This is a genomic window from Lacinutrix cladophorae (assembly GCF_053604645.1).
In genome coordinates this window covers 64,609-90,844 of record NZ_JBSHNR010000104.1, presented here as the reverse complement: position 1 = coordinate 90,844, position 26,236 = coordinate 64,609, and the positions used below count along the sequence as shown (strand labels likewise).

Below are 26,236 nucleotides of genomic sequence, written 5' to 3'. Positions count from 1 at the left end.
TTGAAAATTCTCTTATTTCATACGTATAATAACGGCTATCTTTCTCGTTTTTTTCATGAGATCTTAATTCGACTTTCTCAAGAAGGGCATGAGGTGGTATCTTTTACGTGGAAAAGATCTGTAAGCGATAGAATTATCGATGGAGTTCGTGTAATTGTAAAAAAAAAGAAAGGATATTTTACTAATTATTATAATGTTTGGAGGATTATAAATAGAGAAAATCCAGATGTCATACTCTCTAATTTTAGTTACGTAAATCCTGCATTATTATTTGGGAAGTTATATGGAGTACCAAAAAACATGGTTTGGTTTCATTCTTTAAATGCCCAAATGGCTTCTAGTAAGATGCAAATTTTTATAAAAAAACAGTTTTTAAAATTAGCAGATGTAGTGATTGCTAATTCTTATTTAACAAAAAAAGAATTGCACTCTTCTTATACAGTACCAAAGCATAAAATGAAAGTGATTCCTTTTTGGAGTAATATAACATCTAAAGAAATGAAGCCGTCTTCTATTTCTTTTTCTGCTGCTCGTGGTGTATTAAAGATTGGTTGTCCTGGTAGAATAACAAATCATAAAAACCAGAAAATACTTATAGAAACACTTTCTGTTATAAAAAACACTACAGATACTAACTTTCAATTGTATGTAGCTGGAGATGGTGAAGCGCTTTCTGATTTAAAGCAGCAAGTAGCTACTTTAGCATTAAAAGATCATGTCCATTTTTTAAATCATTTGTCTGCAAATGATATGTTACACTTTTATACGAATATGGATGTAGTTGTATTACCAAGTTTGCACGAAGCTTTTGGATTGGTATTTATTGAAGCTATTTCTCTAGGAACTCCGGTAATTGTTTCTTCAGCATTTGGAGCATTGTCTTTTATACAAGAAGATGAACAGGCATTGTCTGCATTTACTTTTGATCCTGAATCTTCAGATGATTTATTAAAAAAATTAAATCTATACCTAAAAGAGGAGGGGCTTTCAAAAGAATATTTCAGCACATTATATCAGCGAAATTTTGATAAAGAAGTCATTTTTAAAAACATACTTAAAACCATAAAAACAGCGTAATGTTATTTTCATTTTTAAAATATTTACAACCAACGCATTATTTTCAGCTGTTTACAAAAACAAATGCTTCCGTATTTCCTGAGGTTAAAAGTTTGCCAGAAAGTATTTTAAAGCAATTAACAGTAGATAAAACCTACCAATCTAAAATAGCACAAGATTATGATTTATCCTGGCAAGCAGTGCAAAAAGGATATATTGGTAAAGCTCCAACCTATTCTAATTTTGATAAAATAGCATTACAAGATAATTATCATTTTGTTCGCAAGTATTTTAATAAAGCTTGGGTTTTCTATATTTTACTACTGCGAATATTTTCGTTTTATAACCCTTTTAAAGAAGTCCGCGCTTGGTTAAAAACAAATAAAGTAAATAGAGTTGCAATTGGTAATAGTCCTATTCTTTATACCGATTGGAACTCCTTTGATTCCATGTTAATTAAAGAAAACCCTAAAGTAAGCGTAGTTATACCAACCTTGAATCGTTACGAATATTTAAAGGATGTTTTAAAAGATTTAGAACAACAAGAATACACTAATTTTGAAGTGATTGTTGTAGATCAATCGGAACCCTTTAAAGCCGATTTTTATGCCGATTATACATTAGATATAAACCTTGTAAAACAAGAGGAAAAAGCACTTTGGTTAGCCAGAAATACAGCAATTAAAAATGCTACAGGAACACTCATTGCTTTATCAGAAGATGATGTACGTATAAAACCAGATTGGATTTCAAGTCATTTAAAATGTTTAGATTTTTTTAAAGCTGAAGTTTCTGCAGGAGTTTTTTATCCCGAAGGAAAACAAATACCAAAGGACAGGTCCTTTTTTGCTATAGCTTCCCAGTTTGCAACCGGAAATGCCATGCTTTATAAAAAAGTATATAATCAAGTAGGATTGTTTGATAGGCAGTTTGAAAAACAACGTATGGGAGATGGTGAGTTTGGTATGCGAGTGTATTTACAAGATATAAAAAGTGTGTCTAATCCAATAGCATCTTGTATTGATGTAAAAGCAGGAACAGGAGGATTACGCGAAATGGGAAGTTGGGATGCCTTTAGACCTTCTAATTTTTTTGCACCAAGACCAATTCCAAGTGTATTGTATTTTTTTAGACGTTATTTTGGTAAAAAAGCATCTAGATTAGCCATGTTGCGTATGGTGCCATTATCTATTTTTCCGTATCAATTCAAAAAAAACAAACCCCTATTATTATTGGGCGTTTTTTTAACCATATTAATTCTTCCAATTGTATTTTATCAAGTTTTTAAATCTTGGCGTTTGGCAAGTAAAAAAATAAAAGAAGGACCATTAATTGAAACATTATAATGCCTTCAGAAAAAAAACACATACTAATTGTTACCTCCGAATTCCCTCCACAACCTGGCGGAATTGGTAATCATGCATTGCATCTAGCAAGTTGTTTAAGTAAAGAGAATTATAGGGTTCAAGTTATTGCAGATCAGCGTTCTTTAACAGGAGAAGACGAAATGCTATTTGATACGACATTGCCTTTTACTGTTGTTCGAATTAAACGATCTAGATATCGCTATAAAATGTATATGCAACGTATTATTGCCACCAATAAAAGTTTTAAAAATGCATCACATGTAATCGCAACAGGGAAGTTTTCGTTGTGGAATGTTGCTTTTATTAGTCTGTTTAAAAAACGAAAAACACTAGCTGTAATTCATGGTAGTGAGGTTAATTTTAAATCCTCTATATTAAAAAAATCCATTGATGCTTCTTTAAAAAAATTTGATAAAATAATTGCAGTATCCAAGTATACAAAAGGTTTAATTTCGTATCTCCATAAAGATGTTGTGGTGATACCAAATGGTATTCAACTAGAAAATTGGAATGCAGAAAACCTTCCTGAAATAGTTTTGCAAGGAAACCCAGTTTTAACTACTGTTGGTAGAGTGAGTACTAGAAAAGGCCAATTGCAAGTAATTAAACAATTACCTATACTTTTAAAAAAATATCCAACGTTGCATTATCATTGTGTTGGTATTCCTTCGGAAGCTTCCGATTTTAAGGAAAAAGCAAAAGCCTTAGAAGTAGAAAAACATATTACTTTTCATGGTAGTGTTAGCGATACTATTTTAAAACAAGTGCTTTTAAAAACCGATGTGTTTGTTATGTTAAGTACCGAAAGTAAAACAGGAGACGTTGAAGGCTTTGGTATTGCTATTTTAGAAGCAAATGCGTTGGGTATTCCAGCAATTGGATCCGTAAATTGTGGTATTGAAGACGCTATAAAACCTAATGTTTCTGGAATTTTAATAGATGGAAGCAATGCAGAGCAGTTTTTGCAAGCTATAGCTACAATATTAAATTCTAAAGCAAGTTTTTCTACTGAAGCAAGAGAATGGGCAATACAACACGATTGGTCTAATGTTATACAACAATATATAGCTCTATTAAGATGAAAACTCTAACTATTATTTCGCATACAGAGCATTATAAAAAACCGGATGGAACTATTGTTGGTTTAGGTTCTACAGTAACAGAAATTAATAATTTAATTACAGTTTTTGATGCAGTAATACATGTTGCTATGCTGCATCAAGTAGCTGCGCCACCAAGCGCCTTGCCATATACATCCAGTAAAGTTTCATTCGAAGCATTACCTGCAGTAGGAGGACAAAAACTTGTCGATAAGCTGGCAATTATATATTCAGCTCCCAAAACAATTCGTATTATAAAAAAAGCAATTAATAAAACCGATTGTTTTCAATTTAGAGCACCAACAGGAATAGGAGTATTTGTAATTCCGTATTTGATGCTTTTTAGTTCTAAAAAAGGCTGGTTTAAATATGCCGGAAACTGGAAGCAAGAACAAGCGCCATTAGCATATAGCTTTCAGCGTTGGTTATTAAAAAATCAAAAAAGAAAAGTTACCATAAATGGAAGCTGGCCAAACCAACCCAAACAATGCCTCACTTTTGAAAATCCATGCTTAACGGAAGGGGAGGTTGCCCAAGGAAAAAGTATCATTTCAACTAAAGTATTTTCTCAAAAAGCTATAACATTTTGTTTTGTAGGAAGACTAGAAAAAGAAAAAGGAGTTGGTTTGTTAATTGAAGCATTTAAAAAATTAACAAAAGAGGAAAAATTAAAAATTAATGCTATTCATATAGTTGGAGACGGAAAAGCAAAACAGAAATATATAGACAGCAGCAAAAATAGTGGTTTGCCATTTGTATTTCATGGGTTTCTATCTCGTAAAGATGTGCATGAAATATATAAAACATCGCATGCTATAATATTGCCATCTGCATCCGAAGGGTTTCCAAAAGTGATTGCAGAAGCTATGAATTTTGGGTGCTTACCAATAGTATCTAACGTGTCCTCTATTGGGCATTATGTGAAATCGGAAATTAATGGGTTTTTATTGGATGCTATTACCGAAGAGGCACTTGTTTTTGAAATACATAAGATATTACAATTAAGTCCTTCGGTATTTGTTAAAATGATCCAGATGCAAAGTGAAACACAAAAAAAGTTTACATATTCGTATTATAATCATAGAATTGTTAATCTGTTAAAGTGTTGAAAAAGAAGTGTGTAATACAGCGTGTTTATAATTACAATATATTTTAGTACGTTATACTTGGTTAATTTATAAAACATTAGGCTTAACAAAAAAAAAATTTTACATTTATCGCAAGCTATATAATTAATTTATCTGAATGATTTTAAAAAAAGTGTCTTGGTTCTTTAAACGACACCATTTTCTATATATAACACGCTTTAAATTGTTGTCTAAAAACATGAGTGTTACTGGTATTTCTAATTGTAACTATAATGAATTAAACCAAGAATCTGATATTCCAAAGGTTTTTAAGGAAATAAATACTACGGTTTTTAAAAAAAACAAACCAGTTAATGATTTAGAAGTAGTAAAACAATTAAGTGCCTGGCTGCAAAATAATATTAAAGGAGGTCCGGGATTAAGTGAGCCTTCTGCTGCGGCCTTACAAATTATGCTTGCTGGAAAAGGAGGTGTTTGTAGCGATATGGCACAGGTTTTTAATAACTTTTGTGTAATTAACCATATTAAAGTTCGCGAATGGGGAACGACAAGAGCTCCATTTAATAAAGAGTTTGGTGGACATTCGTTTAATGAGATCTATTCTAAAGAACTTGATAAATGGATACTCATAGATGTTTCTAGTAGTTTAATGTTCTATTCAGATAATGATATACCACTATCTGTACTAGAGCTTTATCAATTAGTAAGAAATAAAGGTGCCGTTAGCTTTAAAACATTTAATCCCTTAACCCAAGTTATAGACGCTAATATTAAAAGAAACTACTTAAACCCTGATACCATTCCATTTTTAATTTGCAACTACTCTAACAAAACGTATGATGCTTACTTACGCTTTTTAAGACCACGTGTGCCTGTTTTTATTATACATTTTATGTTATATCTTTTTGGAAAGAGTTATCATTATCGCTTTCCTTTAGATAATTATAAAAAAATATATGCTAAATAGATTCTTATTTTAATCAAATAGCTAAGTTTTGATTTTGATATGTTATTTTTACCTTGAAAATAATTATTTATAATTTTAAAAGTAACTTTTGAAGACAAACATAACCTATATAACAGCTGTTGGATTGCATGTTTTAATTGGTATGTTAGTTTATTTAAATGAAAGTCTAGCTAAAGTTTATTTTTTTTCTGCATTAGTGTTTTTTTTATATCGAATAATTCTTTCACCAAACCATTTAAAAACATTTGAAATTCTTAAAGCTTGTGCCTATTTTGTTGGAGCAGAGGTGTTATTTAGAACTACTAAAGGTTCTATTTCTTATGAAGCCGCAAAGTATTTGGTGATATTATTTATGATTATCGGGATGTTTTATAAAGGGATTTCTGGAAAAGCATATCCCTATTTTTTATACCTCATGCTATTGGTGCCTTCTATATTTGTGGCCTCTACTACATTGAGTTTTGATGCCAATTTTAGAACCAATATTGCTTTTGTATTAAGTGGTCCTGTTTGTTTAGGTTTTACAGCACTCTACTGTTATGATAAAAAAATTAATGGCAAACAATTACATAAATTGCTTTTGTATTTACTATTACCAATTATAGCGAATACAATTTATATCTTTTTCTATAATCCTAGTGTGAGAGATGTATTGTCTGGTACAGGATCTAATAGGTCTACTTCTGGAGGGTGGGGCGCAAACCAGGTTTCTACTATATTAGGATTGGGTATGTTTATTATGGCTGTACGTGTTTTTACAAAGTCACCAACTCTTTTTTTAAAGGTTTTTAATATTGTTATTTTTTCTGCTATTTCTTTTCGCGCTATAGTAACTTTTAGTAGAGGAGGAGTTATAACTGCAATTATGGCTATTATTGCATTTTTAGTAATGTATTATTTTAAGGTATCTGCAAAAAAGAAGAATGAAATTGTAAAAATAAGTTTGTTATTTATGTTTGCTATTGTTGCTACTTGGGTGATAAGTTCTAGTCAAACGGATGGATATATTGATTTACGATATGCGAATAAAGATCATTTAGGTAGAGAAAAAGGAGACGTTACCACAGGTAGAGGACAGTTGTTTGAGGAAGAATTAGCTGGTTTTATGTCAAACCCTTTTTTTGGTATTGGTTCTAGTAGAGCGAAAGACCAACGTATTGAAATTGATGGACAAGGAGTTACTTCGCATAGTGAAACGAGTAGATTATTAGCAGAACATGGTATGTTTGGTGTTATTATTTTACTAATATTAATTTTTAAACCAATAGATTTTAGAGCAAGGAATAAAAAAAGTTATCTTTTTTATGCCTTTTTATGTTTTTGGTTTGCAACGATTAATCATTCCTCTATGCGACTTGCAACACCGTCTTTTATTTATGCTTTAGCACTATTAAATGTGACTTATGACAAAAATCCTATACATAGGAAACAACTTAAAAAACAAGAAGTCTAATACTTCTTCTATACAAGTCTTAGGAGCTTTATTAGAAAAGGAAGGATTCGAAATGTTTTATGCTTCTTCTAAAAATAATAAAGTTTTAAGATTATTAGATATGGTTTGGACCTGTATAACCATGTCTAAAAAAATAGATTATGTACTTATAGATACCTACAGTACCACTAATTTTTATTATGCAGTAATAGTTAGTCAAATTTGTAAAATTTTAAAATTAAAATACATACCCATTTTACATGGTGGGAATTTGCCTTCTAGATTAAAAAACAGCCCTTTTTTATCGGATTTACTATTTAAAAATGCTCACAAAAATGTTTCTCCTTCTTTATATTTATTAGAAACCTTTAAAAATGCCGGTTATCTAAATGTGGATTTTATTCCTAATGCAATAGAAATGGATAGTTATACATTTAAAGAACGAAACTTTAAAAACATAAACCTACTTTGGGTACGATCTTTTTCTAAAATATACAACCCCAAATTAGCTGTTAAAGTTTTAAAAGGGTTGCAGGAAGAAGGCTTCCATGTTACACTTTGTATGGTAGGTCCTGATAGTGATGGTAGTTTGCTAGAAGTTAAGCAACTAGCTAAAAGTTTGCACGTAGATGTTACTTTTACAGGTAAATTAACTAAGGAAGCTTGGATTACGCTTTCTAAAGATTTTAATATATTTATTAATACTACAAATTTTGATAATATGCCAGTTAGTGTTATAGAGGCAATGGCATTAGGTTTGCCAGTAATTTCCACAAATGTTGGCGGGTTACCTTTTTTAATAGCAAATAATATAGATGGAATATTAGTAGCTAAGGAGCATGAAGAAGGCTTTGTAAAAGCTGTAAAAAGCATAGTTAATAATCCTGAAAGAACAAAAATAATGACTAATAAAGCCAGAGAAAAAGTGATAGCGTTTGATTGGAAATTAGTAAAAACAAAATGGTTTCAAGTACTTGAGTAAAAACTTGTAATATTATCTTAACTTATTATCTTTACATTAACACTTTTAAAAATATATGACAAAAAAAAAAGACATCCATTTTGATATTTCTGAAAGAAAAATACTACTTCGTATTTTTGATCTTGTCTTTATTTTTGTTTCTCTTTACAGTATAGGTCATTTTTTTGAATTTGATTATTTTTATATTGATAATAATAATTGGGCTTGGATTCTAATATTAGCCTTGTATATCAGCGTTTTTGGAACGGTATTCGAATTATACGATCTACAAAAAGCAAGTAAGCAAGACTCTGTACTTGCTAATATTGTCTTAACCGTATCTGTTACCGTTTTATTTTATTTGTTAACGCCTTATTTTACTCCTTTTTTACCAGAGAATAGGTTGCAGATTTTTTATTTTTATTTAGCCATTACTTTAGCTTTAGTTGTTTGGCGGTTAGCATATATTAACTTTATTACCTCTCCTAGATTTTATAAAAAAGCCCTCATTGTTGGTGAGGTTTCTAATATTCAACCAATAATAGATGCTTTTAAGGGGTCGGATCCTAATTATAAAATAGTTGGGTTTATTAATTGTGAAGATAGAAACTATGATGCCATTAAGATTAATGGTATTGAAGAATTTCAGCCAAATCAAATGCATGCAATTATAGCTAAAGAAAATATTTCAGAAATTGTAGTAGCTAGTTATAACTCGGAAACTATAACTTCAGACATATATCACGATTTAATAACGCTTCTAGAAAGAGGTTTTCCTATTAAAGAATACACACAAGTATACGAAGACATGACGTATCGAGTACCTGTTCAATTTGTAGGTAAAGATTTTTATAAATATTTTCCTTTTAGTCGAAGTAATCAAAATAAACTCTACCTATTCTTTCATCGTTTTTTTGATATGTTTTTCTCTATTATAGGAATTTTAATAGGTGCAGTTATTCTGCCTTTTATTTTACTTGGAAATATAGTAGCTAATAGAGGTTCTTTATTTTACACACAAGAGCGTGTAGGTAAAAATGGTAAAACCTTCAATATTATTAAGTTTCGTACCATGATAAAAAATGCAGAAACTAATGGTGCTGTTTGGGCTACTAAAAATGATTCTAGAATAACTTTTTTTGGTAAGTTTTTACGGAAATCTAGGCTGGATGAGATACCGCAGTTTATAAATATTCTTAAAGGGGAAATGAGTCTAATTGGTCCTAGACCAGAAAGACCTTATTTTGTAGAGGAGTTGTCGCAAGTCATTCCTTTTTACGAAACTAGACATATTGTTAAACCTGGACTTACTGGTTGGGCACAGGTAAAAGTTAGATATGGCTCTAGTGTAGATGATAGCTTACTAAAGTTACAATATGACTTATATTATATAAAACACAGAAGTTTCTTTTTAGACGCAAATATTATTATTAAGACTTTGAGTACCATGATTTTTTTTAGAGGACAGTAGTAGTTTAAATTACAAATTGCCCGAAAAAAACTAAGCTTAAAAAGGAAACTTAAATTGGTTATTTTGTTTTTGTATAACAATGCACTAGGTATAAATACCTAATCACTAATGCAATAAGAAGTGGTAATAGAGCAAAAGCAAATCTTTGCACGCCCATTATCCAATGAAATACCAATAAACACATAAGAATAATTAACAGTTTAATGTATTTTACTAACCAAACTTTTGGTTGTGTTTTTAGTACTTGATTAACTAAAAAAAGATTTATAGCAAAAGCCCAAAGTAGATTGTAATTGTTAGCAGTTGCAGTATGATCTGTAGCAAACCATAGTAATAGAATAAAAACACCAATTATTCCAGTAACTAAAAAGATACTAAAGTCTAACCACTTGCTTCTTTTTCCCGTTTTATAGTTTTTAAAGGTAATCCAAAGTATAAAAGCACCCAACAAACCAAGAATAAAAATGGGGCTACTAAAATAGTTTTGCTGTAGTTTGGTTTGGGTTTTATTGTATAAAGTTTGTTGCTTTTTTACTAATTTATTATTTGTACTTTTTAAAGTAGCGTTTTCGAAAAAACGATGTATATATTTAGGTAAAAACATATACTCATAAGGAGTTGCTTGTTTATCTATTATCGACCCTAAAGCGACGTCTATACCAAGGCTACCCCAAGAATTCCAATATAAATTTCCCTGTATTAAATCTCTAAAGGTTTTTTCTTTTAAATCTTCAGGAGTGTTAAAAACTATATTATTATTTGTTATTTCTTCAGCAATATCTCTAATTTTTGTTGCGCAATTATCGTAAAAGAAATCGTATAAATAATCTTTGTTTTGTGGTAATGCATTGGTTTCTAGAAAAGCATGTATGTCTTGTTTTTCTTTTGTTGTTAAATCTAAAACTTGCTCTCTAATGGTTCTATTTTGACTTGTGTAAAAATCGAGAACAGGATATGTTTTACTAACTCCTTGAGAATATAATAGTTTTCCTCTAGCAAAATTTAAGTAAAAATTGGGGTCGTTAAACGGAAACCTTCCGTAGTCGTAAACTACATCACTAAATGGTGTTTTTACTCGTATACCATTGTGTCCAAAAGCATCGTTTAAAGAAGTTCCTGGCCCTATGGTTAAAATACTAATTTCGGTTTTTTGGTAAGTGTCTTGCGCTTGTGTAAATACAAAGGAGAAAAAGAATAAAAGGAATAATAATCTTTTCATTACTAAATTATCTAAAGATACCTAAATCCATTTTTAGTGAAAAGACGTTAGAATAAAGAGCAACACTTTGGTCTCCAATGTCTGTAAATGCATAATCTACTTGAATGCCTTTGTATTTAAAGCCTAGACCAATACTTGGTTGAAAGCTAGTTTTTTCAGAATTATCTAATTGTAATTCATTTTGAAAATTACCAACACCACCTCTTAAGTAAATCATGTCTATATATCCAACTTCAAAACCAAAGGAAGGACTAATACTTGCTACAGAAGTCGAAATAATGTCATTGTTTTCTTCAAATCGAATATTTAAATCTAACTCTGTAAGTATAGAAAAATCGTAACGATAGATGAATTTTTTAGCAATACCAAACTGTAATTTAGGTATGGTAAGCTCTGTGGTTTCGGGTAACTCTTGATTTTGCCCTTCGACAGCATCTTGTACTTTAGCAAACTCATCCTCATCAATAGCCCAAGCATTAAATGTCGTTGTAATGTCTCTAGCCATTAGTCCGAATTTCCACTCATTTTTAGTTTCAAATTGCACAGCAGCATCTAAACCAAATCCCCAAGAATTAGCAAAATCCCCAATGACACGTCGTATTACCTTTGCGTTAATACCATAATTAAAACCAGGAATAGGTAGTTTTCTAGAATAAGAAAATGTTACACCATAATCTGCAGTAGAAAATAAGCTAACTCTATCGTAGTTTATATTTCCATCGTCGTCAATTAATTGTGTTGTATTTAAAATGTCATCTACAGCAAAACGTATTAATGAAACACCAATAGCACTGTTATTATCTAAAGGCATTGCAAAAGCGGCATAATCATAGCTTGCAATGTTTGCAAAGTAGCTTGAGTGCATTAAAGCGAGTTGTTTGTCTTCAATATTAACTAGTCCGGCAGGATTCCAGTAGCCAGAGTTTACATCATTAGAGTAAGCTGTTACTGCATTACTCATTCCTAAAGCTGCCGCATCCACTCCAATATTCATAAATTCATTAGAATATTTTCTAACTGTTTGCGCCGAAATAGAGACACAAAAAGTTAATAGTAGTATTGTTAGTGTTTTTTTCAAGAATAATTTTTTTACAAATATGCCATTATTTTTCAACATATTAAACTTGAAAAAGCAATAGATATTGTACTATTTTTGTTTTAGACGAAAATAGTTTGCTATTTTTACAGCTTATAAGAAATTATGCAACTTAAAAGCTACATTCCAAACTTTATCACTTTACTGAATTTATTCTGTGGAAGCATTGCTGTAATTTTAGCCGTAAATAATTTATTTGTGGCATCTGTTATCTTTGTTTTTTTAGGAATTTTCTTTGATTTCTTTGACGGTTTTTTTGCTAGAAAACTACAAGTGCAAAGTGCATTAGGAATCCAGTTAGATTCGCTAGCAGATATGGTTACAAGTGGTTTAGTTCCTGGTATAATAATGTTTAAATTATTGTCTTTATCTGCAGATGGGCCAAGTATTAATGTGTCTTCTTGGAGTACATTTATGCAATGGGAAGGATTTAAACTTAATCCTATTGCATTATTGGGTTTGTGTATCACATTAGCTTCTGCTTACAGATTGGCCGTTTTTAATTTAGACGAAGAGCAACAAAGCTACTTTAAAGGCTTGCCAACGCCAGCAAATACATTACTAATTGTTTCTTTACCTCTTATCTTAGAATTTCAAAATAGTGACGCTATGAATTCTATTATTTTAAATAAATGGTTTTTATTAGCGGTGACTTTTTTAAGCTGTTACCTATTAAATAGTAATATTAAACTATTTGCATTAAAGTTTAAAAACTATGGTTTTAAAGACAATGCTATTCGATATATCTTTATTTTATTAAGCCTAGTAATATTGGTCGTGTTGCAATTTGCAGCAATTCCTTTAATTATCTTAATCTACATTATATTATCTCTATTAAACACTAAAAATATTTAATCCATGGCAGGAATTATTTTCACTCTTTTAATGCTAATTATGCTACAAGCAGTATTAGGATTTGATAACCTTTTATATATTTCTTTAGAATCTAAAAAAGCGCCAGAATCGGAGCAAAAACGGGTTAGGAAAGTAGGAATACTTATCGCTATCGTTTTGCGTATTGTTTTGTTATTTGTATTAGTTTCAATTATTGACTTCTTTCAAGAACCTTTTTCTTTTTTAACAGGTGAAATAAAAGATATTATAAAGTTTGCCTTTAACGGCCATAGTATAATTGTATTGGCAGGAGGTGCATTTATTATTTATACTGCAATTAAAGAAATTTGGCACATGATTTCTACAACAGGATTAGAGGTTTCAGAAATGGCAACAGGAAAAAGTACCAAGTCTGCTAATGCAGTTGTAACAAGTATTGTAATTATGAATCTGGTTTTTTCTTTTGATTCTATTTTAGCAGCAATAGGTTTAACTAGTGAAATAGAGAGTAGTACTACTGCATTTATTGTAATGGCAATAGCTATAGTTATAAGTGGTTTATTGATGCTTTTTATGGCAGATAAAATTTCTACCTTTTTATCTAAAAATAGAATGTACGAAGTACTAGGTCTTTTTATTTTATTTATTGTAGGAATTATGCTAATTACCGAAGGAGGACATTTGGCGCATTTAAAACTTTTTGGAAATGAAATTGTACCAATGAGTAAAACAACGTTCTATTTTGTTCTAGCTATTCTTATTATAGTAGATGTTGTTCAAGGAAGATATCAAAAAAGATTAACTGCAGAAAAAGCTTTACAAGAATCTAAGAAAGCAAAAGATCTTTAATCTTTTGCATCTGTATTTCTTTTTTTAGGATTTCTCTTTGCCTTTTTTAGGCTTTCATTAAGCATCCATTCAATTTGACCATTAGTGCTGCGGAATTCATCCGCAGCCCATTTTTCAATAGCTTTGATCATATCTTCATTGATTCGTAATGCAAAAGCCTTTTTCTTAGCCATTTAAATTTTTAATTTTCTTTTTTGATTTTTTTTGTAAAGGTATTGATTATTGGTTTAATGTACCTGTGTTTAAAACAGGAGATGCATCTTTATCACCACAAAGTATTACCATAAGGTTACTAACCATTGCTGCTTTTCGTTCATCATCTAGATCTACAATATTCTTTTTTCCTAGCTCATCTAGCGCCATTTCTACCATGCTTACTGCACCTTCTACAATTTTATGTCTAGCAGCAACTATTGCTGTTGCTTGTTGTCTTTTAAGCATGGCACTAGCAATTTCTTGTGCATAGGCTAAATAACCTATTCTTGCTTCTAATACTTCAATTCCAGCAATAGATAAACGCTCTTCAATTTCTTTTTCAAGAGCTTCACTAACTTCGTTTACACTAGAACGTAAGGTGATGTCTTCTACATGACCTTCGTCTGCAAAATTATCATACGGATACATGCTGGCTAGTTTTCTAACAGCAGCATCTGTTTGTACTCTTACAAAGTTCTCGTAATTATCTACATCAAAAGATGCTTTGTAGGTATTTGTTACGCGCCAAACTAGAATGGTGCTAATCATTACAGGGTTTCCTAGTTTGTCGTTCACTTTTAAACGCTCACTATCAAAGTTGCTAGCTCTTAAAGAGATGGTCTTTTTATTATATAACGGATTTACCCAAAATAGACCGTTAGACTTTATACTACCTATATATTTTCCGAATAGTAATAAAACTCTGGAGTTATTAGGGTTTACAAGTGTAAAACCTTTAAATAGTATAATAGCAATTATTAATAATAAAGCATATTCAGGATTCTCTTTTGCAAAAGTTAAGTAAATGCTAGCTATAATTAAAGCAATGGTTATTGCTAAAATGAAATAGCCATTAATTGGTTTGATTATTTTTTCTTGATTCATAGGATTGAATTTAAAGTGATATTATTTTGATATCATAAAGATATATAAAATTTTGATATAAATAATATAAAAAAAAGAAAAGTTAAAATTAAAAGGTATTTGTGTAACAAGAAGTAACTTCGAGCAAATCATTATGTTTTTTATATTAGCACGATGAAGAAGTTGAACCTATCACAGAAATTTTAAAATGGTATAGCTTATGATAGAAGTATTATTTGAAAAAAAATCAGCTGGTTTTAAAACGTTCCAATTTCTATTATTTATTGTTACATTTTATTCCTTTAGCCAAGAAAATGTTATTAATGCAAAGGTGGAAGTAGATAAGTTTGGAAATTTATTTGTTAATAATACAATTTCAAATTTAGACAAACAAAAAGACACAATAATAGTTCATAGTAGAATATTACTACATAAAGATCAAGCGTCTTTAATAGGAAGCATTAAGCTAGGTAAGGTTGTATATAAACAATACTTACCTAGAGCTAATGATTTTAGTTTTTCTGTAAATCTTTTAAAAGAAAAAACCGATAGTTATAGAATGACTAAAGATTTCTTTTTGGCTTCAATAAGTTATTTAGGAACTTTAAAACAAGATTTTGGTAAAAAAAGGAAATTTAATATAGAAGCTAAACTGCCAGAAAAATTTCCTTTAATTTATCCTAATACAGAAGATTTGGAAAGAGCTTATTTATATCCACCACCAATTATAGCTGGTGATTTTTATAATACTACAATAAATGGGTTTGATGTATATAATTTGAATGCCTTAAAAAAAAGTAAGGAAAAAGTAAAAGATATTATTGAGGTAATAAACGATGCTTATCGTTTTTATTTGCAAACATATCCAGAGCGAAATAGTAAACCAAAAATAATATTTGTGCCTTTTATAAGTAAAACGCTTTTAGGAAAAACCTTGGATAATGTTATTCTTTTAAATTCTAAAATGTTAAAAGATACAGCAAGGCTAGAAATACGTTTACTAGCACATGAGGTTGCGCATTTGTTTTGGGGCGTTAGTGGTTTGCGTTTTAAAGAGTCGGTTTTAACAGAAGGAATTGCCGAATATATGTCTTTAAAATATCTAGACTTTAAAAAAGAAAAAAAAGAATTAAAAAGCCTATTAAATAAAAAAGGCTATAGAAGTGAAGGCTTTAGAGAAGCTAGTTTAGTTTCAAAAAAAATAAAATCGGAAGATAGAAGTGTAATTAGTTATAGCTTTTCAACGCTTTTATTTTTATACAATGAAAAAGAGAATAATAATTTATATACGGTTTTGTCTCAGTTTTATAAAGAAAAAACGTCAAGCAATACTACTATTTCTTTAAATGAACTTCAAGAGTTTTTAGAAGGAAAGGAGTTGCCTTTGATAGCTTCAAATGTGCTTCCTGATTTTTTTATTACGGAAACAGAAAATAATTTAATTATTAACGGATTCACTATAAATAATACGAAAGTAGAAGTTGTAAAAGCGCTTACTAATGGTACAGAAGAAAAGCATTCTCTATCTTTTACTTATAAGAATGACACCTACACTTTTCCTAAAACTAACCTAGAAAAAATAACTATAGATCCAGATTATAAAGTTTTACAATTTTCAAGATTAAATGATGTTTGGCATAAAAATGAAACTTCTTATTCTAGTAAAAATAGATACTTTAATATAGAGGATGTTAACCCTAAGGTATTAACAATTTCAGATCAATTATTAAGCTATTTAGAGACAAAAGACAACTTAATTTTAAACGATTTGACTTGTGAATCTAATGTTTGGTTAGCAGATAGTTATAAAAAATTAAAGGATGAAATCTACAAAGATGTAGAAGGTGATATTATAATTACAGGAGCTTCCACGTATTATAATAAAGGATCAAAAAGTATGACCATTAAAATGGTTTATTATACGAAGTCCTCCAATACCTCTCAACTTGTTTATTTACGACTTTATTTAGACGAAACGTTGCATTATGTTCAGAAGCTAAAAAAGTATTAAACTAACTTGTTTGATATTTTTTATTGCTAAGGTCTTTTTTTAATTAAATACAAAAAAATCAAAATGAAGACTTATGCAATTAGAAGTAGTTGTTAGAAATCTAATTTTTTTCTTCTAAGTTCAAAGTTCTGACCAAGATATACTTTACGTACCATTTCATCTTCGGCAAGTTCTTCTGGTTTTCCAGCTTTTAAAATACCCCCTTCAAACATTAAATACGTTCTATCTGTAATGGCTAGAGTTTCTTGTACGTTGTGATCTGTAATTAAAATACCAATATTCTTTTTGGTAAGTTGTGCAACAATACGTTGAATATCTTCTACTGCAACAGGGTCTACTCCAGCAAAAGGTTCGTCCAATAGAATAAAATTAGGGTCTGTAGCAAGCGCACGTGCAATTTCGGTACGTCTACGTTCTCCACCAGAAAGTAAATCGCCTCGACTTTTTCTAATATGTCCCAAACCAAACTCTTCGATAAGCGATTCCATTTTATCATGTTGCTCTTTTTTGCTTAATTTGGTAAGTTGTAATACACTTAGAATATTGTCTTCTATACTTAGTTTTCTAAACACCGAAGCTTCTTGTGCTAAATAACCAATACCATTTTGAGCACGTTTGTACATGGGGTATTTGGTAATGTTGGTGTCTTCAAGAAAAATATTTCCACCATTAGGTTTTATTAATCCAACAATCATGTAAAACGAAGTTGTTTTTCCGGCGCCATTAGGTCCTAAAAGACCAACAATTTCTCCTTGATTCACTTCTAAAGAAACGTCTTTTACCACTTTTCTTCCGCTATAGGATTTCATTAAATGTTCTGCTCTAAGTTTCATATGTACAATGCTTGTTGTTAAAAATAATAAAAACCAAAATACTAGGGTGTATGTACTAGTAATTTAAGTAAAGTTTAACCTTGTGCTTCTTCTAAGGCATCCCAATATTCGTATGCTTTTCGTAAATGTGGAATCACTATAGTTCCACCAATTAAATTGGCAATACTTAAAGATTCTACTACTTGCTCTTTAGTAAGCCCTTCTTTGTGGCATGCTTCTAAATGGTATCTTACACAATCGTCACAACGTAAAACCATAGAAGCTACAAGGCCCAGTAATTCCTTTGTTTTTTTGTCTAAAGATCCTTCCGCGAAAGCGTTAGTATCTAAATTAAAAATACGTTTGATTACTTTATTATTATCTGCAAGAATTTTATCATTCATTTTAGAACGATACTCGTTAAACTCAGTTACTATATTAGACATGCTTTTTTATTTTATTTTCAGGGTTTTTTTTAGAATCTCTTTTTACTACAACTTTTGAAATATAAATACTTACTTGATATAGTATTAATATTGGTATCGCCACTATAATTTGACTTGCAATATCTGGAGGCGTTATAATTGCAGAAAGAATTAGTACGATTACTAAAGCGTATTTTCTGTATTTTTTAAGGAATTCTGGTGTCACTAATCCTACTTTAGTTAAAAAGTAGATAATAATAGGAAGCTCAAAAATTAAACCCGAAGCTATTACTGTAGCTCGAACCAAACCAATGTAGCTTGCTAAATCGAAATCGTTATGTACTTCTTGGCTAACAGAGTAGGTGCCTAAAAAGTTAATCGATAAAGGAGTTACTATATAATAACCGAAAAGAACACCTATAAAAAATAATATAGAGGAAATAATAATAAATCCACTGGAGTGTTTGCGTTCGTTTTGATGCATTCCCGGACTAATAAAGGCCCAGAGTTGGTATAATATATAAGGAAAAGAAATTATAAAGCCAGCGTATACAGAAGTCCATAAATGTGCTGAAAATTGTCCTGCAAGCGTTCTACTTTGAATTTCAAACGGAAAACTTTCTCCACAAAAAGACGAGTTTTCAATACCAATTAATTCGCTTGCACTACACAGCCATCTGTAGGTAGGGAAAGACATTTCTTTAGGTCCAAGAATAATAACATCGAAAATAAAGCCTTTAAATAAAAAAGCAACAATACCACAAAGCACTACTGCAATACAAATACGCACTAAATGCCATCTTAAATCTTCAAGATGATCTAGAAAAGACATCTCGTTTACATTTTTTTTCGCCATTATATAATACCTTCTCTAATTAAATCATGCACGTGTACCACTCCGGCAAAGGTACCGTTTTCTTCTACTAGAATTTGCGAAATGCCATAAGTCTCCAAAACCTCCATGGCATCTACAGCCATTGCGTTAACATCAATTCGTTTCGGGTTTTCGCTCATAATATCTTTAGCTGTGAGTTTCGAGAAATCGTCTACTTTAGTTAACATTCTACGTAAATCACCATCTGTAATAATTCCAATAATTTTATTGTTTTCAACTACAGCAGTAACACCAAGCATTTTTTCGGTGATTTCTACAATAACCTCTTTAATACTGGTTTCTGGAGAAACTTTTGGTTTCTGGTTTATAGAAGATATATCCTGCACTCTTAAATATAATTTTTTACCTAATGCACCGCCAGGGTGATATTTAGCAAAGTCTTTACTCGAAAAGCCACGTAATTCTAATAAACAAACAGCAAGCGCATCACCAAGTACTAGTTGTGCAGTGGTACTAGTTGTTGGTGCAAGGTTATTAGGGCAAGCTTCTTTTTCAACATAGGCGTTTAAAACATAATCTGCTTGTTGTCCTAAAAAGGAATCTTTATTACCAGTAATGGCAATCATCTTATTATTTGCATTTTTTATTAAAGGAACGAGTACTTTAATTTCTGGTGTGTTTCCACTTTTAGAAATACAAATAACGACATCGTCTTCCAGAATTAAACCTAAATCACCATGAATGGCATCTGCTGCATGCATAAAAATAGATGGAGTGCCTGTAGAATTTAATGTCGCTACAATTTTTGTCGCTATTATTGCGCTTTTACCAATTCCAGTAATGATTATTCTACCCTTAGAATTGTATATAAGGTTAACAGCATCTGCAAAATCATCATTTACTAAACTAGATAAATTTAAAATTGCTTTGCTTTCTAATTCAATGGTTTTCTTTGCTGTAGATATAATAGAATGAATATTGCTCAAAATTTATGAGTTTTTTAGGTTGTTGCTAATAAAGATTTTTTTATCTTTAATGTTGGTCAATTTTTTATAATTTGTATTCTATAAAAATGTAATGCAAAGTTAACGAAAAATAAATGAGGTTGATTATATACACTAGTAATTAATAGCAAAAAGAATTTAGTGTATTTTTATTATAATTTTAATATTAAAAGCAATACATGTCTATTATTGAAAAGGACTTACACGTCTCCCTAAAAAAATATTTTGGATTTAGTAAGTTTAAAGGATTACAAGAAGGTGTTATTCAGAGTATTTTGTCTGGCAAAAACACATTTGTTATTATGCCAACTGGAGGAGGTAAATCATTATGTTACCAATTACCAGCCCTAATGCAACAAGGTACAGCTATAGTTGTTTCTCCTTTAATTGCATTAATGAAAAATCAAGTGGATGCCATACGTAGTGTTTCCGAACACGATGGTGTTGCGCATGTTTTAAATTCTTCGTTAAATAAAACGGAAGTAAAACAAGTAAAACAGGATATAACAGATGGTGTTACAAAACTATTATATGTTGCTCCAGAGTCATTAACAAAAGAAGATAATGTAGAGTTTCTTCGTACGGTTAAAATTTCATTTATGGCTGTAGATGAAGCGCATTGTATTAGTGAATGGGGACATGATTTTAGACCAGAATACAGAAACTTAAAAAGTATTATTCAACGTATTGGCGATAATATACCAATAATAGGTCTTACAGCTACGGCTACACCAAAAGTACAAGAAGATATATTAAAAAATCTTGGTATGCAGGATGCTAAAACTTTTAAAGCATCTTTTAATAGACCAAATTTATATTACGAAATACGTCCTAAAACCAAAAATGTAGATGCAGATATTATTCGTTTTATTAAACAAAACGATGGGAAATCTGGAATTGTATACTGTTTAAGTAGAAAACGAGTTGAAGAACTAGCCCAAGCTTTACAAGTAAATGGAATAAAAGCAGTGCCATATCATGCCGGTTTAGATGCTAAAACCAGATCGAAACATCAAGACATGTTTTTAATGGAAGATATTGATGTAGTCGTTGCAACTATTGCTTTCGGAATGGGAATAGATAAACCTGACGTTCGTTTTGTAATTCATCATGATATTCCAAAAAGTATTGAAAGTTATTATCAAGAAACTGGTAGAGCAGGACGTGATGGTGGCGAAGGGCATTGTTTAGCATATTATGCATATAAGGATATTGAAAAGTTAGAAAAATTCATGTCAGGGAAACCTGTTGCTGAACAAGAAATTGGGCATGCATTACTACAAGAAGTTGTCGCTTTCGCGGAAACTTCTATCTCTAGAAGAAAATTTATTTTACATTATTTTGGTGAAGAATTTGACACCAAAACTGGAGAAGGTGGTGATATGGATGATAATGTACGTCACCCAAAAAAGCAACAAGAAGCTAAAGAACAAGTGAAAATTGCTTTAGAAGTTGTAGCAAGTACGAACGAAAAATATAAATCTAAAGACTTAGTAAATGTATTAACGGGTAAAGAAAACGCCTTAATAAATTCGCATAAAACTAACGAACAACCCTTTTTTGGTAAAGGAAGTAGTAAAGATAAAATATATTGGATGGCTTTATTAAGGCAAGCACTTGTAGCTGGTCTATTAAAGAAAGATATAGAAACTTATGGTGTAATAAAACTAAAAGAGGCAGGTAAGGATTTTATAAAAAATCCGAAATCTTTTATGATGACCGAAGATCATGTTTTTAATAAAACCAATGACGATTCTATAGTTACAGCATCTAAAGGTAGTGGTGCCGTTGCAGATGCAACTTTAATGGCAATGCTTAAGGATTTAAGAAAGAAAAACGCAAAGAAACTTGAAGTGCCACCATTTGTTATTTTTCAAGACCCATCTTTAGAAGATATGTCTTTAAAATATCCAATTACTATGGAAGAGCTTTCTAATGTGCATGGCGTTGGTGATGGTAAAGCAAAAAAATATGGTAAAGATTTTATTTCACTTATTTCTAAATATGTTGAAGAAAACGATATTATTAGACCAGACGATATGGTTGTTAAATCTACAGGAACCAACTCCGCATTAAAACTTTATATTATTCAAAATGTAGACAGAAAATTACCATTAAGCGATATTGCTTCAGCAAAAGGAATGGAAATGGCTGCATTTATTAAAGAAATGGAAGCTATCGTGTTTTCGGGAACTAAGTTAAATATAGATTACTGGATTAATGATCTTTTAGATGAAGACCAACAAGAAGAAATTCATGATTACTTCATGGAATCGGAAACCGATAAAATTGATGTCGCTATTGAAGAGTTTGATGGCGATTATGATGATGAAGAATTACGACTTTACAGAATCAAGTTTATTAGTGAAGTGGCTAATTAGTGATTTAGACATATACTAAAGTATTAAAGAAAGAGTTAAGTAGCAAAAGTATTACTTGACTCTTTTTTTGTTACCTATCGTTCGTCATCAAAATAGGATGCTATGAAACTTTCTATCATTAACTTTTTAACTTGAAACTTAGTTTCCTATCTTTGCAGCTTATTAAAAAACAACAAGATGCAAGACGGATTATACGCAAAATTTAATACAACAAAAGGCGAAATATTAGTAGCTTTAGAATACAAAAAAACTCCAGGAACAGTAGGTAACTTTGTTGCTTTAGCAGAAGGAAACTTAGAAAACGAAGTAAAACCACAAGGAACTCCTTATTATGATGGATTAAAATTTCATAGAGTAATCCCAGATTTTATGATTCAAGGAGGTTGCCCTCAAGGAACAGGAACTGGAAATCCAGGTTATAAGTTTGATGATGAGTTTCATCCCGATTTAAAGCACGATGCACCAGGAGTATTATCTATGGCAAATGCAGGGCCAGGAACAAATGGAAGTCAATTTTTTATCACACATATCGAAACACCTTGGTTAGACGGTAATCATACTGTTTTTGGTAAAGTAATAGAAGGACAAGATGTAGTAGATGCTATTGCACAAGGAGATGAAATTACAACTTTAGAAATTGTAAAAGTAGGAGCAGAAGCAGAAGCATTTAATGCTGTAGAAGCATTTAGAACTTTTGAAGGTTCTCGTGAAAAAAGAATAGCGGAAGAAAGAGCAGCTCAAGATGCCGCTTTAGATAAAATATCTGCAGGATTTAATAAAACAGAAAGTGGTTTGCGTTACCAAATATTACAAGAAGGTAATGGTGCTAAAGCAGAAAAGGGTAAAACTGTTTCTGTACATTATAAAGGACAATTAGCAGATGGAACTGTTTTTGATTCCTCTTATAAAAGAAAAGAACCAATTGAGTTTCCATTAGGAGTAGGTCAAGTTATTTCTGGTTGGGATGAAGGAGTACAACTTTTAAAAATTGGAGATAAAGCACGTTTTGTAATCCCTAGTCATTTAGCTTATGGTAGTGCAGGAGCAGGTGGAGTAATTCCCCCTAATGCAACGCTTATTTTCGATGTAGAGTTAATGGATGTGAAATAAACGATCCTTTTATAGATTTAATAAACGCCTCATTTTAATGAGGCGTTTTTTTATATAAACAATTAAAATCGTTGAAACGCATTTAATTTCGGTTAAACGACTGTTTTTGTTTTTTCACACATTGCTTTTTAACTGTTTTAGTTTACCGTTAGTCTAAAAATAGTAGTACTGTCTTCTCCTATTTTTATTTTTACTTTATTTTTGTAGCACCCCAAATTTACTGCATAATGAAAAGTATAAAAGAAACAAATCTCTATCAGGAGGTGTTAAAAGAGCTGAATTATAGTTACGGAAATGTATTTATTTTTAATGGCTATGTGGTTTCTGAAATTAATGAAGGAATAATTTTTACATGGGATGCACATGCAAAAAGAATTACTAAAGATATTTCTTGTTTTTTAGGGACAGATGGATCCGATTTAATATACATTTCCAATAGAATTAACCCTTATTCGATACAGGCTTTAGATTGGTTGAAGTATTTTAAAAGCAGTTACTCGTTAGAAGGATATTATGTTGTAGGACAAGAAAAGAGTAGTGTGATAAATACTATGTTTGAGAATCTTTTCTTTAACTCAAAAATTAGAAGATTCACTTCTTTGTATGAAGCAATAGACGCCGCAAAAGTGTGTAAAGGTTTATTGGTAAAAGAATAATGATTATTTTTTTACAAAGAAAATAAGTAACAAAAATAAAAAACATTCGTCTCATTTATAATGAGACTTTTTTATTGTTAATCTAAAACCATCCAAATGAAAACCAGATTGTTACTATTTTCTTTAATGTTAATCATTTTAAGTTGTTCTAAAAAAGTAACGTATTCTCCAGAATTTATAGAAGAAACATCGGGACGCTATTTATTTAATCAAGATGATGTTATTGAAGTGTTTTATGAAAATAATAAACTGCTTTTAAAATGGAGAGGTGCTAATAAATTTGAGCCTCTAGTTATAGATGAAAACACTTTTTTTATAACAGACTTATATAAAAAACTACGATTTGTACAGCATCCTGAAACCAAAAAACGCTACTTGTCTGTAATACCGAAAGGGGATAGAAACCAGATTACTTATGATTATTTAAAAGTTTCAGATACTTTTAAAACACCTAGTATGTATTTAAAAAGTGGCGATTACCAAAATGCACTTACAGGATTTCTTGAAATTAAAAAACAAGATTCTACAAGTTCGTTGATTAATGAAAGAGAATTTAATAGGTTAGGTTACCAATTTATAAGAGAAAAAAAATATTTAAAAGCAATAAGTGTTTTAAAGATTAATGCATCTTTACACCCAGAGAGTGATAATGTTTACGATAGTCTCGCAGCTGCTTATTTGGTAAATGGCGACAGTTTACTAGCATTTAATAATTATAAAAAAGCTCTTCAATTAAATTCCAGAAATAGAGCAGCAAAAAAATATATAGAAGCATATAATACTAAGAAGAATTAGTAGCTAAATTATATATAATAAGCACTTCTTTTTGAGTTGTGTTTTTTATATTTAAGGATGAATAATATTATATTAGAAAAACTAAAATTTCCTATAGGACCTTTTCAATGTCCTGAAAATATAACGGCACAACATATTGAAGAATGGATATCAATTTTAGAATATTTTCCTAAGAAATTAGAAAAATTAATATCTTCTTTAACGAATGAACAGTTAGATACTCCATACAGACCAGAAGGGTGGACCGTGAGACAAGTGATTCATCATCTTTCAGATAGTCATCATCATAGCTACATTCGATTTAAATGGGCCTTAACCGAAGATAAACCGGTTATAAAATATTATTATGAACAACTTTGGGCAGAACTAGACGATGCTAAATATGCGCCAATAGACATGTCTATTAACCATTTAAAAGCAATACATGCTAAATTAGTGTATCTGCTTAAAAGTTTAAATGATGCAGATTTAAATAAATCTTTTATACATCCTGAGCACAATGAAGAAGTTGTTTTAAAAAAAAATATAGGTATTTATGCTTGGCATAGTAACCATCATTTTGCACACATCGAAAGTTTAATGCAACGTGAGGGATGGCTGTAGGTTAGTAAGAAATATTTTTTGTTTAATAATTTTTGTATACTTGTTTAATAGTTTAAGTAAACGTACATTTTTATGTTGTTTATTTTTTGTTTGGCATTATTTTAAAAACCTCTTGAGGTAATTCGGACAAATGCTTTTTTGTGAGACAAAAAATGTTTTCAATTCGCGGTAGATTTTCTGTGTTTTTTATTTCAATTAATTTAGAAGTTTTTTCTTTTCCACGAATAGACTTAAAGAATCTATATATATTTAGTTCATCCAAAAATGTAAATAAAGGAGTAGTGTCTTTTCCAAAGGTGTTAATTCGGGTTGTAGAAAATTCTACAATTAGAGATGGAGGGTTTTTTGAGGTTAAGATAAATTGACTTGCTCCTTTTAATACATCTAATTCGTAACCTTCAACATCAATTTTAACTAGTTTGATTTGCTCACCATTATTAAAGTAGTCAGAAAATTTAACTTCCTCAATATCATAGGAGTTGGTTGGTTTAGAGGGTTTTATGAGAGAGGCTCCTCCTCTGTTTACATCCCATCTATCATAAATCTTACTCTTTTTGTTTTCATTACTTAGTGCTAGCCCTGCTATTTTTAAGTTCTCAATTTTGTTAAGGGCAACATTACTTTCTAGTATTTTTTTTGTTAACGGATTTGGTTCAAAGGCAATGACCTTGCCTTCTTGTTCAACTGTTCTTGAAGCAAAAATTGACATTAACCCAATATTGGCTCCTACATCTACAAACATATCTCCTTTTTTTAGGATTTTACCAATTACATCTAATGTGCCTTTTTCATATGTACCATAATAGTAAATAATTCTTTCAACACCTTTATCTGTAACTGGGTCGATATTCAGTTTGAAATCATAAATTGTATCAACGGTTAATTTACCCTTTGGCTTTCCAAAAAATAGTTTTGCTAAAAATAAAGAAACTCTACCACTCCCTTTTATGTTTATATCTCTGATTTTTGAAGTAATCTTTCGTTTCATATCTGATTTCTTTGATTATGTTTACCCTAACTGATAGTTAGGGTAGCATAAGTGAATTATATTCGTCCCTAAACTTCGGGTAAACGAAGTTATCGTTTTCTGCATTTAGAAACAAAT

25 protein-coding genes are annotated in these 26,236 nt (G+C 30.5%); 16 read left to right on the top strand and 9 right to left on the bottom strand.

What is annotated here, in order from left to right:
- The 8 genes from ACVC3Y_RS06355 (at window position 1) to ACVC3Y_RS06320 (ending at window position 9,442) form a co-directional block, all read left to right on the top strand.
- On the top strand, window positions 1-1,077 hold the full coding sequence (locus ACVC3Y_RS06355; RefSeq protein WP_452226406.1) for a glycosyltransferase family 4 protein: 1,077 nt from the start codon (window positions 1-3) through the stop codon (window positions 1,075-1,077).
- Complete coding sequence (locus ACVC3Y_RS06350) at window positions 1,077-2,402, top strand: glycosyltransferase family 2 protein (protein ID WP_452226405.1); 1,326 nt, start codon at window positions 1,077-1,079, stop codon at window positions 2,400-2,402. Before ACVC3Y_RS06355 ends, ACVC3Y_RS06350 begins: the two co-directional genes overlap by 1 nt.
- Entirely contained in the window at window positions 2,402-3,505 is a 1,104-nt protein-coding gene (locus ACVC3Y_RS06345) for a glycosyltransferase family 4 protein (RefSeq protein ID WP_452226404.1), read from the top strand. The genes ACVC3Y_RS06350 and ACVC3Y_RS06345 overlap by 1 nt, the downstream gene beginning before the upstream one ends.
- Window positions 3,502-4,632, top strand: coding sequence for a glycosyltransferase (locus ACVC3Y_RS06340; RefSeq protein ID WP_452226403.1), 1,131 nt, complete (start codon window positions 3,502-3,504; stop codon window positions 4,630-4,632). The genes ACVC3Y_RS06345 and ACVC3Y_RS06340 overlap by 4 nt, the downstream gene beginning before the upstream one ends.
- A gap of 136 nt (window positions 4,633-4,768) precedes the next feature.
- Entirely contained in the window at window positions 4,769-5,578 is an 810-nt protein-coding gene (locus ACVC3Y_RS06335) for a transglutaminase domain-containing protein (RefSeq protein WP_452226402.1), read from the top strand.
- Between the two features lie 88 nt (window positions 5,579-5,666).
- Entirely contained in the window at window positions 5,667-7,031 is a 1,365-nt protein-coding gene (locus ACVC3Y_RS06330; RefSeq protein ID WP_452226401.1) for an O-antigen ligase family protein, read from the top strand.
- Window positions 6,982-7,992, top strand: coding sequence for a glycosyltransferase family 4 protein (locus tag ACVC3Y_RS06325; protein ID WP_452226400.1), 1,011 nt, complete (start codon window positions 6,982-6,984; stop codon window positions 7,990-7,992). The genes ACVC3Y_RS06330 and ACVC3Y_RS06325 overlap by 50 nt, the downstream gene beginning before the upstream one ends.
- 55 nt (window positions 7,993-8,047) lie before the next feature.
- Entirely contained in the window at window positions 8,048-9,442 is a 1,395-nt protein-coding gene (locus ACVC3Y_RS06320; protein ID WP_452226399.1) for a sugar transferase, read from the top strand.
- A 58-nt stretch (window positions 9,443-9,500) separates the two neighbouring features.
- Here ACVC3Y_RS06320 and ACVC3Y_RS06315 read toward each other — a convergent pair whose 3' ends face one another.
- Both ACVC3Y_RS06315 and ACVC3Y_RS06310 read right to left on the bottom strand, forming a co-directional pair.
- Window positions 9,501-10,661 carry a lipoprotein N-acyltransferase Lnb domain-containing protein gene (locus ACVC3Y_RS06315; RefSeq protein ID WP_452226398.1) on the bottom strand — a complete coding sequence of 387 codons (1,161 nt, stop codon included), beginning with the start codon at window positions 10,659-10,661 and terminating at the stop codon, window positions 9,501-9,503.
- 7 nt (window positions 10,662-10,668) lie between these two features.
- Window positions 10,669-11,739 carry a putative type IX sorting system protein PorV2 gene (locus ACVC3Y_RS06310; RefSeq protein ID WP_303425119.1) on the bottom strand — a complete coding sequence of 357 codons (1,071 nt, stop codon included), beginning with the start codon at window positions 11,737-11,739 and terminating at the stop codon, window positions 10,669-10,671.
- Between the two features lie 123 nt (window positions 11,740-11,862).
- Between ACVC3Y_RS06310 and ACVC3Y_RS06305 the strand changes: the two genes are divergently transcribed.
- Complete coding sequence (locus ACVC3Y_RS06305; RefSeq protein ID WP_452226397.1) at window positions 11,863-12,612, top strand: CDP-alcohol phosphatidyltransferase family protein; 750 nt, start codon at window positions 11,863-11,865, stop codon at window positions 12,610-12,612.
- Window positions 12,613-12,615: 3 nt separating this feature from the next.
- Window positions 12,616-13,440 (top strand): TerC family protein, encoded by an 825-nt coding sequence (locus ACVC3Y_RS06300; RefSeq protein ID WP_452226396.1) that lies wholly within the window; start codon window positions 12,616-12,618, stop codon window positions 13,438-13,440.
- Here the strand turns inward: ACVC3Y_RS06300 and ACVC3Y_RS06295 are convergent.
- Together ACVC3Y_RS06295 and ACVC3Y_RS06290 are read right to left on the bottom strand one after the other, a co-directional pair.
- Complete coding sequence (locus tag ACVC3Y_RS06295) at window positions 13,437-13,613, bottom strand: Arc family DNA binding domain-containing protein (RefSeq protein WP_303425126.1); 177 nt, start codon at window positions 13,611-13,613, stop codon at window positions 13,437-13,439. The two genes, ACVC3Y_RS06300 and ACVC3Y_RS06295, sit on opposite strands and share 4 nt — an antisense overlap.
- 46 nt (window positions 13,614-13,659) lie before the next feature.
- On the bottom strand, window positions 13,660-14,520 hold the full coding sequence (locus ACVC3Y_RS06290) for an SPFH domain-containing protein (protein WP_303425128.1): 861 nt from the start codon (window positions 14,518-14,520) through the stop codon (window positions 13,660-13,662).
- A 199-nt stretch (window positions 14,521-14,719) separates the two neighbouring features.
- Between ACVC3Y_RS06290 and ACVC3Y_RS06285 the strand changes: the two genes are divergently transcribed.
- On the top strand, window positions 14,720-16,510 hold the full coding sequence (locus ACVC3Y_RS06285; protein ID WP_452226395.1) for a hypothetical protein: 1,791 nt from the start codon (window positions 14,720-14,722) through the stop codon (window positions 16,508-16,510).
- A gap of 92 nt (window positions 16,511-16,602) precedes the next feature.
- Here ACVC3Y_RS06285 and lptB read toward each other — a convergent pair whose 3' ends face one another.
- From lptB to ACVC3Y_RS06265, 4 genes are all read right to left on the bottom strand, one after another.
- Entirely contained in the window at window positions 16,603-17,343 is a 741-nt protein-coding gene (gene lptB, locus ACVC3Y_RS06280; RefSeq protein WP_303425133.1) for an LPS export ABC transporter ATP-binding protein, read from the bottom strand.
- A 74-nt stretch (window positions 17,344-17,417) separates the two neighbouring features.
- A complete protein-coding gene (locus ACVC3Y_RS06275) occupies window positions 17,418-17,768 on the bottom strand; it encodes a carboxymuconolactone decarboxylase family protein (protein WP_303425136.1) in 351 nt (116 codons plus the stop codon).
- Window positions 17,761-18,603 (bottom strand): twin-arginine translocase subunit TatC, encoded by an 843-nt coding sequence (tatC, locus tag ACVC3Y_RS06270; protein WP_303425139.1) that lies wholly within the window; start codon window positions 18,601-18,603, stop codon window positions 17,761-17,763. Before tatC ends, ACVC3Y_RS06275 begins: the two co-directional genes overlap by 8 nt.
- Window positions 18,603-19,568 carry a KpsF/GutQ family sugar-phosphate isomerase gene (locus ACVC3Y_RS06265; protein WP_303425143.1) on the bottom strand — a complete coding sequence of 322 codons (966 nt, stop codon included), beginning with the start codon at window positions 19,566-19,568 and terminating at the stop codon, window positions 18,603-18,605. Before ACVC3Y_RS06265 ends, tatC begins: the two co-directional genes overlap by 1 nt.
- A 197-nt stretch (window positions 19,569-19,765) precedes the next feature.
- Between ACVC3Y_RS06265 and ACVC3Y_RS06260 the strand changes: the two genes are divergently transcribed.
- From ACVC3Y_RS06260 to ACVC3Y_RS06240, 5 genes are all read left to right on the top strand, one after another.
- Complete coding sequence (locus ACVC3Y_RS06260) at window positions 19,766-21,967, top strand: RecQ family ATP-dependent DNA helicase (protein ID WP_452226394.1); 2,202 nt, start codon at window positions 19,766-19,768, stop codon at window positions 21,965-21,967.
- A gap of 177 nt (window positions 21,968-22,144) precedes the next feature.
- On the top strand, window positions 22,145-23,077 hold the full coding sequence (locus ACVC3Y_RS06255; RefSeq protein ID WP_303425148.1) for a peptidylprolyl isomerase: 933 nt from the start codon (window positions 22,145-22,147) through the stop codon (window positions 23,075-23,077).
- A 227-nt stretch (window positions 23,078-23,304) separates the two neighbouring features.
- On the top strand, window positions 23,305-23,733 hold the full coding sequence (locus ACVC3Y_RS06250) for a hypothetical protein (RefSeq protein WP_303425151.1): 429 nt from the start codon (window positions 23,305-23,307) through the stop codon (window positions 23,731-23,733).
- A 96-nt stretch (window positions 23,734-23,829) separates the two neighbouring features.
- On the top strand, window positions 23,830-24,528 hold the full coding sequence (locus ACVC3Y_RS06245) for a tetratricopeptide repeat protein (protein ID WP_452226393.1): 699 nt from the start codon (window positions 23,830-23,832) through the stop codon (window positions 24,526-24,528).
- A 57-nt stretch (window positions 24,529-24,585) separates the two neighbouring features.
- Entirely contained in the window at window positions 24,586-25,131 is a 546-nt protein-coding gene (locus tag ACVC3Y_RS06240; protein ID WP_452226392.1) for a YfiT family bacillithiol transferase, read from the top strand.
- 79 nt (window positions 25,132-25,210) lie between these two features.
- Here the strand turns inward: ACVC3Y_RS06240 and ACVC3Y_RS06235 are convergent, their stop codons facing one another.
- Window positions 25,211-26,119 carry an FkbM family methyltransferase gene (locus tag ACVC3Y_RS06235; RefSeq protein WP_452226391.1) on the bottom strand — a complete coding sequence of 303 codons (909 nt, stop codon included), beginning with the start codon at window positions 26,117-26,119 and terminating at the stop codon, window positions 25,211-25,213.
- Window positions 26,120-26,236 lie beyond the last annotated feature (117 nt).

Bases quoted from the DNA above. Each gene is read 5' to 3' on its own strand.
- ACVC3Y_RS06350 (WP_452226405.1), top strand. From the start codon at position 1,077: ATGTTATTTTCATTTTTAAAATATTTACAACCAACGCATTATTTTCAG.
- ACVC3Y_RS06345 (WP_452226404.1), top strand. From the start codon at position 2,402: ATGCCTTCAGAAAAAAAACACATACTAATTGTTACCTCCGAATTCCCT.
- ACVC3Y_RS06340 (WP_452226403.1), top strand. From the start codon at position 3,502: ATGAAAACTCTAACTATTATTTCGCATACAGAGCATTATAAAAAACCG.
- ACVC3Y_RS06335 (WP_452226402.1), top strand. From the start codon at position 4,769: ATGATTTTAAAAAAAGTGTCTTGGTTCTTTAAACGACACCATTTTCTA.
- ACVC3Y_RS06325 (WP_452226400.1), top strand. From the start codon at position 6,982: ATGACAAAAATCCTATACATAGGAAACAACTTAAAAAACAAGAAGTCT.
- ACVC3Y_RS06320 (WP_452226399.1), top strand. From the start codon at position 8,048: ATGACAAAAAAAAAAGACATCCATTTTGATATTTCTGAAAGAAAAATA.
- ACVC3Y_RS06315 (WP_452226398.1), bottom strand. From the start codon at position 10,661: ATGAAAAGATTATTATTCCTTTTATTCTTTTTCTCCTTTGTATTTACA.
- ACVC3Y_RS06305 (WP_452226397.1), top strand. From the start codon at position 11,863: ATGCAACTTAAAAGCTACATTCCAAACTTTATCACTTTACTGAATTTA.
- ACVC3Y_RS06300 (WP_452226396.1), top strand. From the start codon at position 12,616: ATGGCAGGAATTATTTTCACTCTTTTAATGCTAATTATGCTACAAGCA.
- ACVC3Y_RS06295 (WP_303425126.1), bottom strand. From the start codon at position 13,613: ATGGCTAAGAAAAAGGCTTTTGCATTACGAATCAATGAAGATATGATC.
- ACVC3Y_RS06290 (WP_303425128.1), bottom strand. From the start codon at position 14,520: ATGAATCAAGAAAAAATAATCAAACCAATTAATGGCTATTTCATTTTA.
- ACVC3Y_RS06285 (WP_452226395.1), top strand. From the start codon at position 14,720: ATGATAGAAGTATTATTTGAAAAAAAATCAGCTGGTTTTAAAACGTTC.
- lptB (WP_303425133.1), bottom strand. From the start codon at position 17,343: ATGAAACTTAGAGCAGAACATTTAATGAAATCCTATAGCGGAAGAAAA.
- ACVC3Y_RS06275 (WP_303425136.1), bottom strand. From the start codon at position 17,768: ATGTCTAATATAGTAACTGAGTTTAACGAGTATCGTTCTAAAATGAAT.
- tatC (WP_303425139.1), bottom strand. From the start codon at position 18,603: ATGGCGAAAAAAAATGTAAACGAGATGTCTTTTCTAGATCATCTTGAA.
- ACVC3Y_RS06260 (WP_452226394.1), top strand. From the start codon at position 19,766: ATGTCTATTATTGAAAAGGACTTACACGTCTCCCTAAAAAAATATTTT.
- ACVC3Y_RS06255 (WP_303425148.1), top strand. From the start codon at position 22,145: ATGCAAGACGGATTATACGCAAAATTTAATACAACAAAAGGCGAAATA.
- ACVC3Y_RS06250 (WP_303425151.1), top strand. From the start codon at position 23,305: ATGAAAAGTATAAAAGAAACAAATCTCTATCAGGAGGTGTTAAAAGAG.
- ACVC3Y_RS06245 (WP_452226393.1), top strand. From the start codon at position 23,830: ATGAAAACCAGATTGTTACTATTTTCTTTAATGTTAATCATTTTAAGT.
- ACVC3Y_RS06240 (WP_452226392.1), top strand. From the start codon at position 24,586: ATGAATAATATTATATTAGAAAAACTAAAATTTCCTATAGGACCTTTT.
- ACVC3Y_RS06235 (WP_452226391.1), bottom strand. From the start codon at position 26,119: ATGAAACGAAAGATTACTTCAAAAATCAGAGATATAAACATAAAAGGG.